Source organism: Acinetobacter calcoaceticus DSM 30006 = CIP 81.8 (assembly GCF_000368965.1).
Classification (GTDB): domain Bacteria; phylum Pseudomonadota; class Gammaproteobacteria; order Pseudomonadales; family Moraxellaceae; genus Acinetobacter; species Acinetobacter calcoaceticus.
The window spans coordinates 1,733,544-1,751,144 of record NZ_KB849780.1 but is presented as its reverse complement, the minus strand read 5'-3'; the positions used below and the strand labels follow the sequence as shown (position 1 = coordinate 1,751,144).

Below are 17,601 nucleotides of genomic sequence, written 5' to 3'. Positions count from 1 at the left end.
TAGATAACTTGTTACTGATAATTAGTAAGGAAACTCGATGACGAACTCTATATTGTTAAAAGATGAGCCTTGTCCTGTTGCGCGCTGTGTCAATCTCATAGGAGATCGTTGGTCACTGCTTATTGTGCGTGATGCTTTTGATGGAATGCGCCGTTTTGGAGACTTCCAGCGGAGTCTGGGAGTTGCGCGAAATATTCTTTCTGATCGACTGAAAAAATTAGTTGATGCAGACGTTCTTGAAATGCAAGATGCTTCGGATGGTACGGCCTATCAAGAGTATGTTTTGACAGCTAAAGGGGAGAGTTTGTTTCCAGTGGTTGTGGCTTTGCGACAATGGGGTGAGCACAACTTATTTGAAAGTGGTGAACGCCATTCTTTGTTAATTGATAAGAAAACAGGTCAGCAAATTCCATTCATGGCGCCAGTCGCGGCAGATGGAAAAGTGCTTAATGCTTCTGACACTCATGTGCAAAAAGTGAAATGAAATTAATCGCACCGTCTCATTCTTTTGCAACTGTAAAAGCGGAGAAAAGAAAAATTAACCTTTCTTAACTTAAATTTTGGGAAATTAGTTGTTAACCTTGCGCGTCAAATTAAGGTGAGACTATGAGATTTATATTCCTCTTTATCGGCGCAATTTCTATTCCATGTTATGCAGCGTCAGAAGCAATGCAGCTTCATTACTGCGAAACTGTTAAAAAAGCAGCAAGTGGCGTGATGGATGCTAGACAACATGAGGTGCCAGCTAAAGAGCTACATGACATAGCGAATCATCTTGAAGAGGAACAAGCCAAACAAATTTATCAAGAGCTTATCAAATCTGCATATTCTTCAAAATTATTTGAAGACCCTCTCATCAAGTCAAAAGCTGTCGAAAATTTTCAAACGACTTGGCATGAACAATGTTTAGCAAAAGATTTAGCTAAAAATATATGAGGGTGTTAGTGATCAATAGCTAACTGGCAGACAATAAAAAGGCTACCTAATTTTTAAAGCTAGGTGGTTTTTAAATTTTGGGGCGGGAAACGAGACTCGAACTCGCGACCCTAACCTTGGAAATGTTATAATAAATGTTAAATAACAATAGGTTATGTTTTAATGGTGCCGAAGTGGTGTCGAATAAAATTTTACAATTAAAGCTGAGTTATTAAGCGATTTGATGAGTAATCAGTTTAACAATTACAACATAAAAGAAAAAGTGCATTCCAATTTTTTGAAATGCACTTTTAATAAGATGCTAAATTATCCAGCAAGCCAAATACTTTTATGATCACATGAAGCGCTTAAGTTTTTAACTCGCTTACTATCTCTTTCAAACTGGCCAAAACCACCAACTAAATCTAATTCTTCTCCTAAGGCAACTTTTTTATCATTAAAAGTTAAAATTTGATTCTTAGGGTCCCATTCTGCATATCCTTCAGGGAAAATTATTAGAATATCATTTACATATAGACATTCTTGTTTTAGCTGTAACGGCCCCCTTAATCGTGCAGAGGCGAAAACGCCATTAGATTGATAAACAGGAAGCTTTACTGAGGCTAGCTGATCGTTTTTTTCTTGCTTATCGGATACTTGCTGCTGACATGCAGCAAGTAGTCCAACGGAAGCCATTACTAACAATATCTTATTGATATACAAGTTGAGCTCCTAAATCAGCCAAATAATCTACACTAGTATAAATGACTGTATTTGTTATTGTTTTACCTGTATCTTTCCAAGAACAGGCAGACTGAATACCAAAAGCAACATTTAAAGCGAACCAAGGTCCGCCACTATCACCACCAACACAACGTAAAGTGCCTAAGCCAGTTGTATGATTAGTTCCAGCTCCACTTTGAGTATTTGAAACGACTACAAAAGTATTCCCACCTGGATGATGATTCGCACCAGTAATTGATATTACTTCACCACAGCTTTGCATCAATGCTGGATTTGTTGGTGAAGTTTGTCCAAGGTGACAAACATAAGATCCTTTAACTGTTCCACTTTTTACTGCAGTACTTGTTCGATTTCGCTTACCTGTTAAAGCTCGAGCTGGTGATGTGGCATCAGCATAAAACTCTGGTACAGCTTGTTGAGCGGTAGTTGTACCTGCCTTCATAAATGCTAGGTCCATAGTTGTATCGTCACGATACATACCTGCTACTGGTGAAATAGCATATTGAGTTCCATCTTTATCTTTATAATTTAAAGGAACATTTGGATCTATACAGTGGCCTGCAGTTATAACACCGAGTTCACCAGTTGAGATCCTCTTTGCAGTAAAACCAGTCATACAGTAGTTTCCACCTGAATTCGTTACTAACCAAGATCCACCACGTGATTTTGTCGGTAGAATACCGGTAGGAATTTCAGATAAGTCTACTTTGACGTTGAGTAGTCTTTCGAGAGCTTGTTTATCAACTTGTTTTAGAGATTTCACATAGACTAATACATTTCCTGTCTGCTCATTATCTAAAATCATTTCAACTGTAGGGTACGCCTTTTTAACAGCAGCAAATGATTTATTAAGATGATTTACTCGTTGTTGCTTAGTATTTGAAGCTCCTTGTATAAGGGTAATAGGGGCACTTACACCGCGCTCAATAGCTCTATATGCAGATTCCACTTCAGTTTCAGTTAAATTTGCCAGCTTTCTAACTTGAATACGTTCTTGAGCATTTTTGTTTTTTAAAAGTTTAACTGATGTATCTGGTTTTCTTTCTAATTTAAAAGCTTGTTGAGAATTATTATTTCCAACAACTTTAACTTTTAATCCAAAGTCAGGTCCATTATCAAAATATAGGCCAGAAATAACATTTTTATATTTATCGCTTAAACCTGCTACTTGATTATCAGTGCCATGCATAATGAGTAATCTGCGCATAGCTTCGTCTAATGTGACTCCATAAGATGCTGCATAGTGTTTTGCATCAAATGCTAATGTCTCAGCGACATTCATTACAGGTTTTTGTTGATTTGTATTGCTATCTGCTGCAAATACACTAGCCGAAGCAAATGCAATAAATAAAGTGGTTGAAAGGGTTTTTAGTTTAAATTTCTTGTATTTAGATGACATTTTTATCTCACAATGGAATTAATTATGAGTCTAAAAACTAACATATAGTTTTTTTATAAAATATTAAAACGTGTAACTAAATATTTTACCAAGTGGTAAATATTTAGAATTAGATTGCTAAATAGTTAATATAAATATAAAAATAAATTCATTATAAAATTGTAAATAAATTAATTTATAGGCGGTTTTTACATTGAATAACTTTATTGAAAACATTGTTTTTAAAAATGTGATTTTATTTAATTGTACTTGAGTTTTTGTTGGAATATATTTTTATAAGAAGTAATAAAGGGGCAGAAGCCCCATATTAATTTTTTCTTCTCGACTGCCTTTACTGCCTTTGAATATTCAAGTTTTCAAGGATAGGAATAACTTCATTTGGATCGTAAAGATGCTTTCCGTCTTTTCCTTTGTTGAAAGAATGCAGCCCGTCAAATTTGATTAAAGATAATTATAAGAAGGGGGGGAGCAATCTAACTTTTTTAGCGAACTAATAGACAATAAAAAAACCACCTAATTCTTTCGAATTAAGTGGTTTTTAAATTTTGGAGCGGGAAACGAGACTCGAACTCGCGACCCCAACCTTGGCAAGGTTATGCTCTACCAACTGAGCTATTCCCGCAATGTGAGCACATTATAGAGTGTTTCACTAAAGTGTCAACACTCTTGTGATTTAATTGAACATTTAATCAGCACGACGCCAAACTGTACCTTGACGCGTATCTTCTAATACAACACCTTGGTCGAGCAAAGACTGGCGAATGCCGTCTGCTTTAGCAAAATCTTTTGCTTTTTTCGCATCAACACGTTGTTGAATAAAATCTTCAATTTCAGCATCAGACAAAGCAAGAGCTTCTTGTCCAATATCTGATTTTAAGAAAGCATCTACATCGTGTTGTACCAAACCTAAAATGTTGGTGAGGTGACGCAAGGTTGAATAAAGCACAGTCGCTTGGTCAGCTTGCTCTTCTTTTACAGCACGGTTCAATTCTTTGTTAAGTTCAAACAATACAGCCATAGCTTCGGCAGTGTTGAAGTCATCACACATTGCATTGTTAAAGCGTTCAACAAAGCTTTGATCAAGCGTTTCAGTTGTCGTTTGACCATACACTTGTTGATAAGCTTTAAATGAATGATAGAAGCGAGTTAAAGAAGTTTTTGCTTCTTTCAATGCCACATCAGAGAAGTTCACAGGACTACGATAATGTGAAGACACAATAAAGTAGCGAATCACTTCAGGGTGGAATTTCTCCATCACATCACGAATAGTAAAGAAGTTGCCTAAAGACTTAGACATCTTTTCACCATCAACATTAATGAAGCCAACATGCATCCAGTAGTTCACATATTGTTCACCAGTTGACGCTTCGCTTTGCGCAATTTCATTTTCATGGTGTGGGAACATTAAATCTGAACCACCACCATGAATGTCAAAGTGATTGCCTAGGCAGCAAGTCGACATTGCAGAACATTCAATATGCCAACCCGGACGACCATTACCCCAAGGAGATGCCCAAGACGGTTCATTTTCTTTGGCATGTTTCCAAAGTACAAAGTCAAACGGATGTTTCTTTTCAACTTCTACGTCGACACGCTCACTTGCGCCTGCTTGCATATCATCAAGCTTGCGTCCAGAGAGACGACCATATTTTTCAAATTTGGTAACTTCAAAATAAACATCGCCGTTTGAAGCAGGGTAAGCTGAACCTTTATTCACCAGATTGCCAATCATATTTTGCATCTGATCAATATATTCAGTCGCTTTAGGTGCTTCATCGGGTGCAGCACAGCCTAAATTGGCTGCATCTTCGTTCATTGCATCAATGAAACGAGTGGTGAGCTGCTGAATGGTTTCACCATTTTCATTCGCACGTTTAATGATTTTGTCGTCAATGTCGGTAATGTTGCGAATATAGCGAACATTCCAGCCTTGACTACGTAAGAAACGTATAATGTAGTCAAATGCAACCATAACTCGAGCATGCCCGATATGACAGTAATCGTAAACGGTCATACCGCAGACGTACATATCGATGTGACCTTCTTTGCGAGGTACAAATTCAACTTTTTTTCGTTGCTCAGAGTTATATAAAACAAACGGTTGCATAAGGGTTTTCAAACACTCAACAAAAACAGTGTTACATCATAACTGATGCATCATTTTTCACAAAGTTTTATACAAGAATTTTATAAGCTTGTGAAATCTTATACATTTAAAAACGTGTAAATGATTGAGTTATGTTAGAATGCCCCCAAATCTTTTGATTAAAATCACCGATCTTCACAAGAGATCAGATCAATTATTTTGAGTCAAACTCGTATGCCCAATCCTACAGATTTTCAAAGCAGCGCATTAGCAACATTGCGTATTGAGCAGCAAGCCCTAGATGTGTTAGCAACACAAATTAATGACAGTTTTAATCAGGCTTGTGAAATATTGTTACAGTGTAAAGGCCGTGTTGTGATTACTGGCATGGGTAAGTCAGGGCATATTGGCCGTAAAATGGCTGCGACTTTTGCTTCAACTGGTACACCTTCTTTCTTTATGCATCCAGGCGAAGCTGGGCATGGTGATTTGGGTATGCTGGTTCGTGGTGACGTTCTAATTGCGATTTCCAATTCTGGAAAAAGTGATGAAATCATGATGTTGATGCCACTCATCAAACATCTTGGTGTACCTCTTATTACCATTAGCCGTACTGATAAAGGGCCAATGCCTCAAAATGCCGACATCGCTTTAACTTTAGGTGAGTCTGACGAAGCGTGTCCATTAGGGTTGGCTCCGACATCGAGCACGACAGCGACTTTAGTGTTGGGTGATGCGCTGGCTGTTGCTTTACTTGAAGCTCGTGGTTTTACCGCAGATGATTTTGCGCGTTCGCATCCTGCTGGAGCCTTGGGTAAGCGTTTACTTTTACATGTAAAACATCTGATGCACACTGGCGAAGAATTGCCAAAAGTTTCACCAGACACACCAATGAATCAAGTGCTTTACGAAATTTCTAATAAGCGTTTAGGCTTGACCACGATTGTAGATGAACAAGAACATTTGCTTGGTATTTTCACCGACGGTGACTTACGTCGTTTAATTGATAAACAGCAAGGTTTCGACGTAAATTTACCTGTTTCTGAAGTAATGACAAAAAAACCGTCAACTATTTCTCAAGAAGCACGTGCGGTAGAAGCTCTACAACAGCTTAACCTGAAAAAAATTAGTCAATTTGTTGTGGTTGATGACCAAAATAAAGTGATTGGTGTAATTAGTATGCATGACCTTATTCAGGCAGGGGTAAATTAATCAATGGCATCTTATGCATTGTTAGAACAAGCACGTCATTTACAGGCATTGGTTCTGGATGTTGATGGTATTTTGAGTGATGGTTTTGTAACTTTAACGAATAGTGGCGATGAGATTAAATCGTTTGATATTCGTGATGGTTTAGGTATGAAACTTGCGCAGCAAGCGGGCATGAAAATCATCATTATTACAGGCCGAAAAAGTAATATCGTTGAAAAACGTATGTCTGATTTAGGTGTGGATCTCGTTTTTCAAGGGCGTGAAGACAAAGGTTCTGCGCTACGTGAAGCTTGTGCACAGTTTAATATTTTGCCATCTGATTGCTTATATATGGGCGATGACTGGCCTGATTTATCTGCTTTTGCAATCGCAGGAATGAGCGTCACTGTGCCAAATGGTCATGAAGAAGTGCGTCGTCGTGCTCATTTGGTGACACAGTCGATGGGTGGACGTGGTGCTGTACGAGAAGTCTGTGATATGTTGCTGATCGCAAAAGGCATTTACCAAGAACTTCTTGAAAAATATCTTGCAGTACCGCATTAATAATAAGATTACTTAAAAAGGTAGGCTATTCCTGCTCATGGATACCAGAGTTTTATCTATTGTTGCTGTAGTTGTTGCTGCTATAAGTGGTGGTTACTACTACTATAGTGGCAAGGCAAAAAAACTAGACATTGGTTCTGCGAAGAATATGACATATTCGGCGCGGGGCGTCCATTTGACTCAAACTGATGATCAAGGCAATTTGTATATTCGTGCTGAAGTTCGTCAGCTTGAACAGGATATGCAACAAAAAACATCAAAGTTGGATCAACTTAATGCATCTATGTATAAAGATGGCAAAGTTGATGCAACGTTCTTTGCTAAACAGGCAAATGGCTATGATGATAACCGTAAAGTTATATTATCGGGTGATGTGGTAGCGACTAAATTAGCACCTCAAGGAAAAATTGAATTCCAGACCGATGAATTAACGGGTTATCCAAAAACAAGAGAGATTGAAACCAATCACCAAGTGAATGTTCAATCTCCTCAGGCCGAGTTTGTCAGCCAAGGGTTAAAAGCTAATTTAAATAATGGTCAGTACGAATTTTTTAATGTTCGAGGAAAGTATGCACCAAAGTCTTAATTTAAAACATTCTTCAGCTTTCCTGAAACAAGCTGCGGTAATTACATTCGTTGCTTTATCATCAGCTTCGACTTTTGCGTTACCGTCTGACCGTAGTCAACAAATTTCACTCGTGGCAGACCGTGCAACTTATAACGAAAAAACCGGTTTGACGACCTATACAGGCAATGTCGTGATTGAGCAAGGCACGATGAAGCTTCAAGCCGATTCAATTGTTGCTACGTTAAATTCTAAACGTGAAATTCAAACGATTACTGCTAAGGGTAGACCATCTAAATTTCAGCAACAAATAAGTGCTGACAAGGGCGTGGCACGTGGTGAAGGACAGACCATTGTTTATAATGCAGATACGGGCATTATTACATTGGCTGGTGGTGCATATTTATATCAAGATGGTTCTAGTATTCGTGGTAACTCATTGAAATATAGTATGAACAAAGGTGATGTTGAAGCTCAGGGCTCATCGTCAAATCGTGTGCAAATTATTATTCCGCCATCAAGTTCAAAAAGCTTTCCAGGAGCGCGTGACTAATGCAACAAGCTCTTCAACAACCCCAAACTTTGTGTATTAAGCACTTAGGAAAAAACTATAGTAAGCGTTGGGTCGTCAAAGACGTATCTTTTAGTATGCAAAGTGGACAGATTGTTGGTTTGCTTGGCCCTAATGGTGCAGGAAAAACAACAAGCTTCTATATGGTTGTAGGGCTAGTGCGTATGGATAAAGGTGAAATTCACCTTGATGATCTTGATATGTCCGATTTGGCAATGCATGAACGGGCACGTAAGGGAATTGGATATCTTCCGCAAGAGGCTTCTATTTTTAGAAAGCTGACAATTGCTGAAAATATTATGTCCATTTTAGAAACACGCAAAGACTTAAATAAGCAACAGCGCCAACAACGTCTTACTGAATTATTAAATGACTTTAAAATCAGTCATATTAAAGACTCACTGGGAATGAGTGTGTCTGGTGGTGAACGCCGCCGTGCTGAAATTGCACGTGCATTGGCTGCTGACCCTAAATTTATGTTACTTGATGAGCCATTTGCTGGTGTTGACCCAATCTCGGTTGGAGATATTAAAGATATCATTCAGACTTTGAAAGATCGTGGTATTGGTGTACTCATTACTGACCATAACGTACGTGAAACTCTGGCAATTTGTGAACGTGCATATATTGTCAGTGAAGGGGCTGTCATTGCAGAAGGTACACCACAAGAAATTCTGGATAACGAACAAGTCCGTAAAGTCTACTTAGGTGACGATTTTACAGTTTAAATAAAATGGTTAATCTATTTGTCTAAAAAGAGGTCAATGCCTCTTTTTAGTTTTTTTATATTTATTTATTAAAAACAATAATTTAAAATAATCAGTTGATGAAAAAGTAATGTGTAAATTATTCAAGTAATTATGCTTCTTTATGCAAAAAACTATGTAGAATGTAAAAGCTTTTAAACGATAACAAACAAGATCAACAAGACAAGCATGATTGTATATAACCAAAGAAAAGTAGAAAGGACATGTAAAAAGCCGGCTTTCCTGAAAGGGTTGATGCTTTTAACTTCGTTGCATGTACCTGTAGTGATATATGCTGCTAAACCCAGTGAGCAATATCACACCCTAAAAGACAACTTATCACAACTTTTTGCCCCTAAAAGTAGTGATGAATTTAAAGTTGCCAAGATGCAAGAGTTGAGTAATTTTAAGCTAGATCGTTCCAGAGTGCAGGAGTTTCCGACTGTTCAACTCAATGATAGAGCAGCTTCATCTTATTCAAATTTGCCCTCAAGGAAAATGACTTTGCAGGAAGCGGTGAAAGTCGCGATCCAGCGGAACCCAGATATTTCCCAAGCCATTTCAACTTTAGCAGGGCAAAATGCGGGTATTGATTATGCAAAGGCTGGTTATTATCCCCAGCTTTCAGGTGGAATAACCACAGGTGATTTGAGTAGTGGTGAACGGGGGCGGCAGTTATTGACCCTAAATGCGACTCAAATGCTTTTTGATTTTGGCAAAGTAAAATCAGGTGTATCTGTTGAGCGTGCCAAAGTTCAAGTCGAGCAGGCCAATGTGCTGGTCAGCATTGATGATATTGCACTTGATGTTGCACAGTCGATTGTCAATATTCAGCGCTACCTTCAATTAAATAAAATTGCCGAGCAGCAAATTGCTGGGATTCAACGTATTCAGGAAATTGCCAATTTACGTGCAAATGCCGGTATTAGCAGTCAAGCCGATCCGATTCAAGCCCAGTCCTATTTACAAGCTGCCCAATCTAGTTTGATCGCGCAGCAGTCATTATTAAGACAATACCAGCAACACTTAAGAACATTATTAGGTGGTGATGTTTCTCGAACAGGGTGGATTATTTCGGATGATTTGGTGAAAGTGTCCGATTTATATGGCGAACCTGAATTCAATACCATTCCAAAAATGATCGCGGCTCAAGCGGGTGTTGAGGTTGCTAAAGCTCAAAAAGAACAGACCCGACTGAGTCGTTATCCGACTTTGGCGGTAAAAGGTTCGGTGAGTCAGGCCATTAACGGCAGAAACCCGAACAATGATGAAGATGACGGTCTGTACAGTTCTGTCATGCTTGAAGCAACCAGCCAGTTTTATCAAGGTGGAGCCGTTTCTTCTCAGGTCAAAATGGCAAGTTATGCAGAAGAAGCTGCAAAGTCTAAAGTCAATTCAGTTTATCTGGATGTTCTCGATCAGATCAGAACCAGCCGTGAGCAAATTGAAAATAAACAACGTCAAATGCAGGTGCTGACCAATCGTCAGGCAACGACTGTCCGTACACGTGAACTTTATCAAGAGCAGTACAAACTTGGTACACGTTCATTGGTCGATTTATTGAATGCAGAGCAGGCTATTCATAGTGCCAATTCAGAACTCGAAACTGCACGTTATGACATCTACAACAGTATTGTGCAATACATCTCGGCAACAGGACGTTCCCGCCAAGCTTATGACTTAAATAATATTTCAATTCAGGGGTTCGAAGTACAACCATGATGACAAAAATAAACTACCAGCCCTGGTTACAGGCGGTCTTAACGATTGCTAAACATTATCGAATTGAGCCTTCAGAAGAAAGAATCCGCTTACAACTTGACTGGAACCAGAATCAAAACCTTGATGATGTTTTACAGCTCATTACACGTCAGGTTGGACTAAATTTACGTAAAGTACCGTTTTCTTTAGAGCTGCTGAACCCGTGGCGCCTACCTGTTATGGTCGAGTTTCATGACGGGCAGGTCGGTATTATTGATAAAGCCGATACCCAAGGGAATGTCAGTATCCAGTTTAGTGGGGATCAGGGACTTTCTCAGAATTTAAGCCTAGATGTCTTAAAAAATACCATTAAGAATGTCTATATTCTGCGTCCTGAAAGCTCCATTCCCGATGCATGTATTGATGAATATATCAAACCCTATGAAGCAAGCTGGTTCTGGTCAATTGTTCTAAGAGACTGGAAGCGCTACGTTGATATTATGTTTGCCTCACTCATTGCCAATGTGCTGGCACTGGCAACCATTATTTTCTCAATGCAAGTCTATGACCGCGTTGTACCGTCACAGTCTGTTCCAACCTTATGGGTGCTGGCTGGTGGTGTACTGATTGCTGCCATTTTTGAGTTTACCTTACGTGTGTCCCGAGTTTATCTATCCGATATTATTGGTAAACGTGCGGATTTACGTGTTTCTGACCGTGTATTCGGTCATGCCTTACGCATCAAAAATAAAGATCGTTCAAAATCTACAGGTAGTTTTATTTCGCAGATTCGTGAGCTCGAAGGCGTTCGTGAACTGGTGACCTCTACCACCATTAGTGCAATTGCCGATTTCCCATTCTTTTTCCTGTTCCTGGTAATTTTTGCCATTATTGGCGGAAAGCTGTTTTGGGTGATGTTGCTGGTTGTGCCGCTTATGCTTTTGCCGGGTATTCTGGCACAGAAGAAGCTAGCGCAATTGGCACAGGAAGGCATGAGAGAATCTTCAATTCGTAATGCCATTCTGGTTGAAGCGGTGCAGGGTATTGAAGATATCAAGTTGCTGCGTGCCGAATCGCGTTTCCAAAACCAGTGGAATCACATGAACGAGGTTTCAGCCGATATCGGTATGAAACAACGTAAAATTGTTGGGACCTTAATGGCATGGACTCAAATGCTTCAGGGCTTAACCTATGCAATTGTGGTTTTAGTTGGATGTTTTGCAGTGATGGAAGGTGAAATGACCACGGGTGCGTTAGTGGCCTGTTCAATTTTATCGTCACGCATGTTAGGACCGATTGCACAAATTACTGGCGTTTTAGGACGTTTACAGCAGGCGAAAGTGGCTAAACAAAGTCTGGATGAACTCATGCAACGTCCGATCGACCAAGCTGACCGTTCACATCTGGTACATAAAGCAGTTTTAAATGGCGACTACGAATTAAAAAATGTCTTGTTCCAATATGGAGAAGAAGACCCGAAACCAAGTTTAGCAATTCGCCATTTAAAAATTCGTGCTGGTGAAAAAATTGCAATTTTAGGGCGCAATGGTGCTGGTAAATCGACACTGCTTCAGCTTCTATCTGGCATGCAGGTCCCTGTTCAAGGTGCAGTGCATTTAGATGGTCTGGATCTGTCTTTAATTGACCCATCTGATGTACGTCGTGATATGGGTTTACTCAACCAGAATGCACAACTTTTCTACGGTACGATTCGCGAGAACCTCACTTTGGGCGCACCGCTTGCAACCGATGAAGATATTCTTCGGGCTCTAGTGGTGACAGGTGCATTACCTTTTGTTCAAGAGAAAAAAGAAGGACTCGATCACCTGATTTTAGAAGGTGGTGTTGGTTTCTCGGGTGGTCAGAAACAAGCCTTGTTATTGGCCCGTCTATTGATTCGCCAACCTAACATTTTATTGCTGGATGAACCGACAGCAGCCATTGATGATGTGGCAGAGAAACAACTGATTGATCATTTAAAAGGCTGGCTGGCCCATCGAACCTTGGTGGTTGCGACTCACCGCCGCGCTGTTTTAGAACTGGTGGACCGTATTATTGTCGTTAACGACGGCAAAATCGTGATGGATGGTCCAAGAGATCAGGTCCTTAATCAATCAACAGCCCAACAAAAACAAGTGCAAGGAGGTAATTCATGAGCGAGCCACAACAAGAACAAGAACTCACCCGTTCAATGAATGTCTCTTATAGTGAGCCACCATTACCACGTGCCAGTTTAGTGATCTGGATTGTGGGGATTGGTTTAGTTATTTTCTTTATCTGGGCATGGGTATTTAAACTTGAAGAAGTGTCTACAGGCACAGGTAAAGTGGTTCCATCGTCTAAGGAGCAGGTCATCCAGTCGTTAGAAGGTGGTATTTTAACCAAGCTGAATGTACAAGAAGGCGATATTGTTCAAAAAGGTGAAATTCTTGCGCAATTAGATCCAACCCGTTTTGCATCGAATGTCGGTGAATCAAGATCTTTACTGATTTCTGCTCAGGCAACCTCAGCGCGCTTACGTGCAGAGGTGAATGGCACACCATTGGCTTTTCCTGAAATTGTGCTGAAAGAGCCAAAACTTGTACATGAAGAAACGGCATTATATCGGTCTCGTCGTGCAGATTTAGAACAGACCATTGCAGGCTTAAAACAAGCTTTGCAATTGGTACAGCAAGAGCTGGCAATGACGGAGCCTTTGGTTGCTAAAGGTGCGGCCAGTGAGGTTGAAGTTTTACGTTTACGTCGTGAAGCAAACGACCTTAGAAATAAAATGAATGATGTGCAGAACCAGTATTTCGTAAAGGCTCGTGAAGAGTTATCGAAAGCCAATACCGATATTGAAACGCAGCAACAAGTCGTACTGGGTCGTACTGACAGCTTAGATCGTGCTATTTTTAAAGCTCCAGTACGCGGTGTTGTGAAAGAAATTGCAGTTACCACCCATGGCGGTGTTATTCCGCAAAATGGCAAGTTGATGACCATTGTACCGATTGATGAACAGTTGCTTATTGAAGCGCGTATTTTACCGCGTGACATTGCGTTTATTCGACCGGGACAAGAAGCGCTGGTTAAGATTACTGCCTATGATTACTCAATTTATGGGGGGTTAAAAGGTAAGGTTACGGTTATTTCCCCAGATACGATTCGTGATGAAGTTAAACAGGACCAGTTCTATTATCGTGTTTATATTCGAACCGATTCAGACAAGCTTTATAATAAACAAGGTAAGGCATACGGTATTACACCGGGTATGGTGGCAACTGTAGATATTCGTACTGGTCAAAAAACGGTACTGGATTACTTGCTTAAACCATTTAATAAAGCTAAAGAAGCGTTACGAGAAAGATAATAAAAAAAGCCCCGAGATTCGGGGCTTTTTTTATGGGTTTGATTCTATTAAATTCACGTTATAATTTGATTTTTATTATGCTTTATTTAATTTATGGCTTTTACGATTGCATCACCCGTTACGTTTGAAGAAGAAATTAAAAAAAGTAGATTTCAAGCTATTGCTGCACCAGTAGAAAATGAACAGCAAGTTAAAGAATTTTTAGAACAAAACAAAGATATCTCGACAACTCATCAATGCTGGGCATGGAAAATTGGTCATAACGTACGCTTTAACGATGATGGCGAACCCTCAGGAACAGCAGGTCGTCCAATCTTGGCAACCATTGAAGGGAATGACCTGACTAATATTATTGTAATGGTTAACCGCTGGTATGGTGGAATAAAGCTAGGAACTGGCGGCCTTGTAAGAGCATATGGCGGTTGTGCTGGACAATGTTTGCTATTGGCTGAGCGTATTGAACTCATTGCAAAGAAAACGATTAATTTTTCCTGTCATTTTAATGAATGGGCCATATTTCAATATGAGCTTACTCAACAACAAATTGAATATCAGGAAACCTATACTGCAACGGGTGTAGATATTGAAGCAAGACTACAAATACATCAAATTGAGCCACTTGCCTTAAAACTCAGAGATGTAACGCGTGGTCGTGAAGAATTAAAAATTGAGGATGAATTAACTGATGACTGATTCCTTACTCAAATATCGGGAACAACATAAGCACCGTTTAAATTATATGCCATGGTTATATTGGACTTTAAAACCTAAAAATCGTGCTTGGGCCGAAGAGTGGCAACAAGAATATCAGGCTTATTTGATGGAGATGGAAACAGTTGAGATTGGTAAAAATTGTTTTATCTCGCCCTTAGCTCATATTTTTGCTGAACCGGGACGCAAAATTATTATTGGTGATAATTGCTTTATCGCAGCAGATTGTAGTCTGCATGGACCCCTTGAAATAGGTAATGAGGTCGCGATAAATCATCATTGTATTTTAGATGGGGGGCGAGCCGGCATAAAGCTGCATGATCAGGTACGTATTGCTGCATATTGCCACTTATATGCATTTGATCATGGCATGCAGTTAGATCGTCCACTTTACCAGCAACCTGTCACATCCAAAGGAATTGAAATTGAGCAGGACGTTTGGTTAGGGGCGCATGTGGGTATTAAAGATGGTATTAAAATAGGTAAGCATGCTGTGGTTGGCATGAATAGTATGGTGACAAAAGATGTGGAGCCGTACCATATTGTAGGTGGCAACCCCGCAAAATTTATTCGTTTAAGGGAATAATTCAGTCTCAAGAATGTAATAAAATGTTTGATCTTTAAACAAAAAAGTTGATTTTTATACATAAACCTTAATATACCAATTTTTATCTATGTTAAGTTAAAGCTAAGTTTTAAGAATAATCTCCAAGGCAAAAGACCTGAAGAAGAGAGGCTGACATGAACCGTGTTATTGCGTGTATTGACTCATCACCGTGTATTAATGCTATTGCCGATGCAGCAGCATGGGTTGCTAAAGCAACCGGACGAGAACTTGTATTATTACAAATTCTAGACTATTACCCTGCAAGTTATCATCTTGGTGAAATTAGTGGAGTAATTGGCTTTGAAAGCAATGCAATGCTGCTAAAAGAGTTAGCTGAGCTGGAACAAAAACAAAGTGAACTCGCTTTAGACTATAGCAATAATTTACTTCGTCACATTTCTGATCTTATTAAAGAAAAACACGATATTACGTGTTCAAAAATTCAAGAAAAAGGTGATTTTTTAGAGCAAAGTTTTAATCTCTTACATGAAAATGACATTGTAATTTTAGGTCGAGTCGGGGAAAGAGCTGCCGAAAAACAGAAACCAATTGGTAGTAATGTTGAAAACTTTATTCGTGGAGCCAACTGTACTGTTTTGACCATTGGTGAAAACTTTAAAATACCGACACGATTTATTTTCGCTTATGAATATTCACCAACTTGTCAAAAAATGATGCGCCGCATTGCTCAAAGTGATTTATTGCGAACACTGCAATGTCATTTGGTTTATGTCGGTGATCACCCAGAAGTACTCAATGAACCTGAGCATTACCTTAAACAAGCAGGTATAGATGTAGTGACCGTATATCGCTATGGCGATGTTGCACAAAATATTTTAGAGTACCAACAAGAACATGGTATTCAAATCATTGTGCTAGGCGCATTTAGTCATAGCAAAATTCATCAGTTCTTCTTGGGAAGTATTGCAACAACCGTATTCCGAAATGCGACTGTACCATTGCTAGTAGCTAAATAATAAGATTTGCATATAGTTATCCGCAAATCTTGTGGATAACTATATGGAAAAGCAACTGTAATAAAAGTAATTTATTGATTATAAATAATAAAATAAAAAAGACGATTTTTTAACCATTATTTCACAATTGCAATTGCGAAGCCATCATGGCCTTTTGAGCCAACTGTTTGTAATGCTGTACAAGACAAGATTTGTGGATGGTTTTCGAGTGCTTTAAACATTTCACGGATGCCTTCAATACTTGGTTTTTTATTATCTGGATTTAAAATATCACCTGCGCGAATCACATTATCAAGCACAATAATCGTACCTGATTTAGAAAATTTTAGGCTCAATTCTAAATATTCCGGATATCCCTGTTTATCTGCATCAATGAAAATAAAATCAAAAGGCTCGATAGATTGAGGATCAATCTCAGAAAGAATATCTGCGGCACGGCCAGCTTTAAGCTCAACTTTTACAGGAAGATTCGCATGGTCGATATTTTTTTGTGCCATTTCTGCGTGAGTGTCACGGCCTTCTATGGTCAGTAAATAACCATCTTCAGGTAACGCACGGCCTAACCAAATTGTACTGTATGCAGCAAAGGTTCCAATCTCTAAAACTCGTTTGCATTTATTCATTTGAATAAGCATCTGCAAGAACATTCCTTGGTTAGGCGCCACTGCAAGATGATTTGAGAAGCCGTGTTCATCGGTATTTTTTAATGCATATTCGAGTCGCGGGTCTTCGGGAATTAAATGTGAATCGATATATTCGTCAATGTCTGTCCACATCTGCTGCATAATCAAATTTACCTATATGTTGATAGGGGTATTTTAAACGTTTATGCCTAGAGTGCAAAAATCTTCGTTTCAGGAAATTTTGGTTGATTATTGAATGAGCAAATTACTTTTTCTGAGTTACCAACCTAAATTAAACAAGGAGTATAAAAAGGTTCATTTCTTGCTTATTTTTATCAATGTGTAGTTAGGGATGTATAAATGAGAATTACGTTGTGTGCTTTCACAAGTCTAGATTTTGAAGAGGGTATTGAGGTTTATTGTTCAGCTTTTAGTAATGAGCCATGGAATGAGCAGTTTGATGATTTAGAACCAATTAGAAAATATTTTGAGAGATATTTTCAATATTCATCTTCTTTTGGCTTTTGTGCAAAATGGGGAAACCAATTAATTGGTGTGGGAATGGGGCATATTCATCCCACTATACAAGGACTTCGTTATTATCTAGATGATTTTTTTATTCATCCCCAATATCAGGGAAAAGGAGTTGGCTCTAAGCTTTTAAAGTATATAGAAGGAAAGTGTAGAGAAAATAATATAGAAACCATTGTTCTGCACACGTTAAGAGCATCAATTTCCGAAGATTTTTATAAAAAGCATGGCTTTAAAAACCGCTCAAAACTCATCTCTTTAGCCAAACGTTTGTAATGGGTTTAAGTGAAAACTCCTTTCAATTGAAAGGAGTTTTTTAAT

Annotated in this window: 18 protein-coding genes and 1 tRNA gene; 14 read left to right on the top strand and 5 right to left on the bottom strand. The window is 38.9% G+C overall.

All coding sequences use genetic code 11. From position 1 onward, the window contains the following. The first annotated feature begins 37 nt into the window (after positions 1–37). Both F936_RS13200 and F936_RS13195 read left to right on the top strand, forming a co-directional pair. Positions 38–484 (top strand): winged helix-turn-helix transcriptional regulator, encoded by a 447-nt coding sequence (locus tag F936_RS13200; RefSeq protein ID WP_005047999.1) that lies wholly within the window; start codon positions 38–40, stop codon positions 482–484. A 122-nt stretch (positions 485–606) separates the two neighbouring features. Next, complete coding sequence (locus F936_RS13195) at positions 607–936, top strand: hypothetical protein (protein ID WP_005047997.1); 330 nt, start codon at positions 607–609, stop codon at positions 934–936. A gap of 306 nt (positions 937–1,242) precedes the next feature. On the opposite strand, the gene F936_RS13190 is transcribed toward F936_RS13195, so the two are convergent. The 4 genes from F936_RS13190 to cysS all read right to left on the bottom strand — a co-directional run bounded on the left by F936_RS13190 (position 1,243) and on the right by cysS (position 5,165). Further along, positions 1,243–1,611 (bottom strand): hypothetical protein, encoded by a 369-nt coding sequence (locus F936_RS13190; protein ID WP_016801946.1) that lies wholly within the window; start codon positions 1,609–1,611, stop codon positions 1,243–1,245. A gap of 13 nt (positions 1,612–1,624) precedes the next feature. Beyond that, complete coding sequence (locus F936_RS13185) at positions 1,625–3,058, bottom strand: chymotrypsin family serine protease (protein ID WP_005047993.1); 1,434 nt, start codon at positions 3,056–3,058, stop codon at positions 1,625–1,627. A gap of 546 nt (positions 3,059–3,604) precedes the next feature. Then, positions 3,605–3,680: transfer RNA gene (locus tag F936_RS13180), tRNA-Gly, on the bottom strand. A 63-nt stretch (positions 3,681–3,743) separates the two neighbouring features. Then, positions 3,744–5,165 carry a cysteine--tRNA ligase gene (gene cysS / locus F936_RS13175; protein WP_005047990.1) on the bottom strand — a complete coding sequence of 474 codons (1,422 nt, stop codon included), beginning with the start codon at positions 5,163–5,165 and terminating at the stop codon, positions 3,744–3,746. 213 nt (positions 5,166–5,378) lie between these two features. On the opposite strand from cysS, the gene F936_RS13170 reads away from it, so the two are divergent. The 11 genes from F936_RS13170 to F936_RS13120 all read left to right on the top strand — a co-directional run bounded on the left by F936_RS13170 (position 5,379) and on the right by F936_RS13120 (position 16,126). Next, entirely contained in the window at positions 5,379–6,356 is a 978-nt protein-coding gene (locus tag F936_RS13170) for a KpsF/GutQ family sugar-phosphate isomerase (RefSeq protein ID WP_005047987.1), read from the top strand. A 3-nt stretch (positions 6,357–6,359) separates the two neighbouring features. Continuing rightward, positions 6,360–6,899, top strand: a complete 540-nt coding sequence (locus F936_RS13165; protein ID WP_003650830.1) for a KdsC family phosphatase — start codon at positions 6,360–6,362, stop codon at positions 6,897–6,899. Between the two features lie 37 nt (positions 6,900–6,936). After that, positions 6,937–7,485 (top strand): LPS export ABC transporter periplasmic protein LptC, encoded by a 549-nt coding sequence (gene lptC, locus F936_RS13160; protein WP_005047984.1) that lies wholly within the window; start codon positions 6,937–6,939, stop codon positions 7,483–7,485. Beyond that, the gene (lptA, locus tag F936_RS13155) at positions 7,469–8,017 is read left to right on the top strand and encodes a lipopolysaccharide transport periplasmic protein LptA (protein ID WP_005047982.1); all 549 of its coding nucleotides are present in this window, start codon (positions 7,469–7,471) and stop codon (positions 8,015–8,017) included. Before lptC ends, lptA begins: the two co-directional genes overlap by 17 nt. Next, positions 8,017–8,763, top strand: a complete 747-nt coding sequence (lptB, locus tag F936_RS13150; RefSeq protein WP_003650837.1) for an LPS export ABC transporter ATP-binding protein — start codon at positions 8,017–8,019, stop codon at positions 8,761–8,763. Before lptA ends, lptB begins: the two co-directional genes overlap by 1 nt. A 273-nt stretch (positions 8,764–9,036) precedes the next feature. Beyond that, entirely contained in the window at positions 9,037–10,503 is a 1,467-nt protein-coding gene (locus tag F936_RS13145) for a TolC family outer membrane protein (RefSeq protein ID WP_017389959.1), read from the top strand. After that, on the top strand, positions 10,500–12,638 hold the full coding sequence (locus tag F936_RS13140) for a type I secretion system permease/ATPase (protein ID WP_005047977.1): 2,139 nt from the start codon (positions 10,500–10,502) through the stop codon (positions 12,636–12,638). Before F936_RS13145 ends, F936_RS13140 begins: the two co-directional genes overlap by 4 nt. Next, the gene (locus tag F936_RS13135; protein ID WP_005047974.1) at positions 12,635–13,831 is read left to right on the top strand and encodes an HlyD family type I secretion periplasmic adaptor subunit; all 1,197 of its coding nucleotides are present in this window, start codon (positions 12,635–12,637) and stop codon (positions 13,829–13,831) included. The genes F936_RS13140 and F936_RS13135 overlap by 4 nt, the downstream gene beginning before the upstream one ends. A 93-nt stretch (positions 13,832–13,924) precedes the next feature. Continuing rightward, positions 13,925–14,524, top strand: a complete 600-nt coding sequence (locus F936_RS13130; RefSeq protein ID WP_005047972.1) for an IMPACT family protein — start codon at positions 13,925–13,927, stop codon at positions 14,522–14,524. Further along, positions 14,517–15,128 (top strand): acyltransferase, encoded by a 612-nt coding sequence (locus F936_RS13125; RefSeq protein WP_004642188.1) that lies wholly within the window; start codon positions 14,517–14,519, stop codon positions 15,126–15,128. Before F936_RS13130 ends, F936_RS13125 begins: the two co-directional genes overlap by 8 nt. A 155-nt stretch (positions 15,129–15,283) precedes the next feature. After that, positions 15,284–16,126 carry a universal stress protein gene (locus F936_RS13120; protein ID WP_003650844.1) on the top strand — a complete coding sequence of 281 codons (843 nt, stop codon included), beginning with the start codon at positions 15,284–15,286 and terminating at the stop codon, positions 16,124–16,126. Positions 16,127–16,242: 116 nt separating this feature from the next. On the opposite strand, the gene F936_RS13115 is transcribed toward F936_RS13120, so the two are convergent. Then, positions 16,243–16,911, bottom strand: a complete 669-nt coding sequence (locus F936_RS13115) for an O-methyltransferase (protein WP_003650845.1) — start codon at positions 16,909–16,911, stop codon at positions 16,243–16,245. Between the two features lie 198 nt (positions 16,912–17,109). On the opposite strand from F936_RS13115, the gene F936_RS13110 reads away from it, so the two are divergent. Next, complete coding sequence (locus F936_RS13110) at positions 17,110–17,556, top strand: GNAT family N-acetyltransferase (RefSeq protein ID WP_005047968.1); 447 nt, start codon at positions 17,110–17,112, stop codon at positions 17,554–17,556. Positions 17,557–17,601 lie beyond the last annotated feature (45 nt).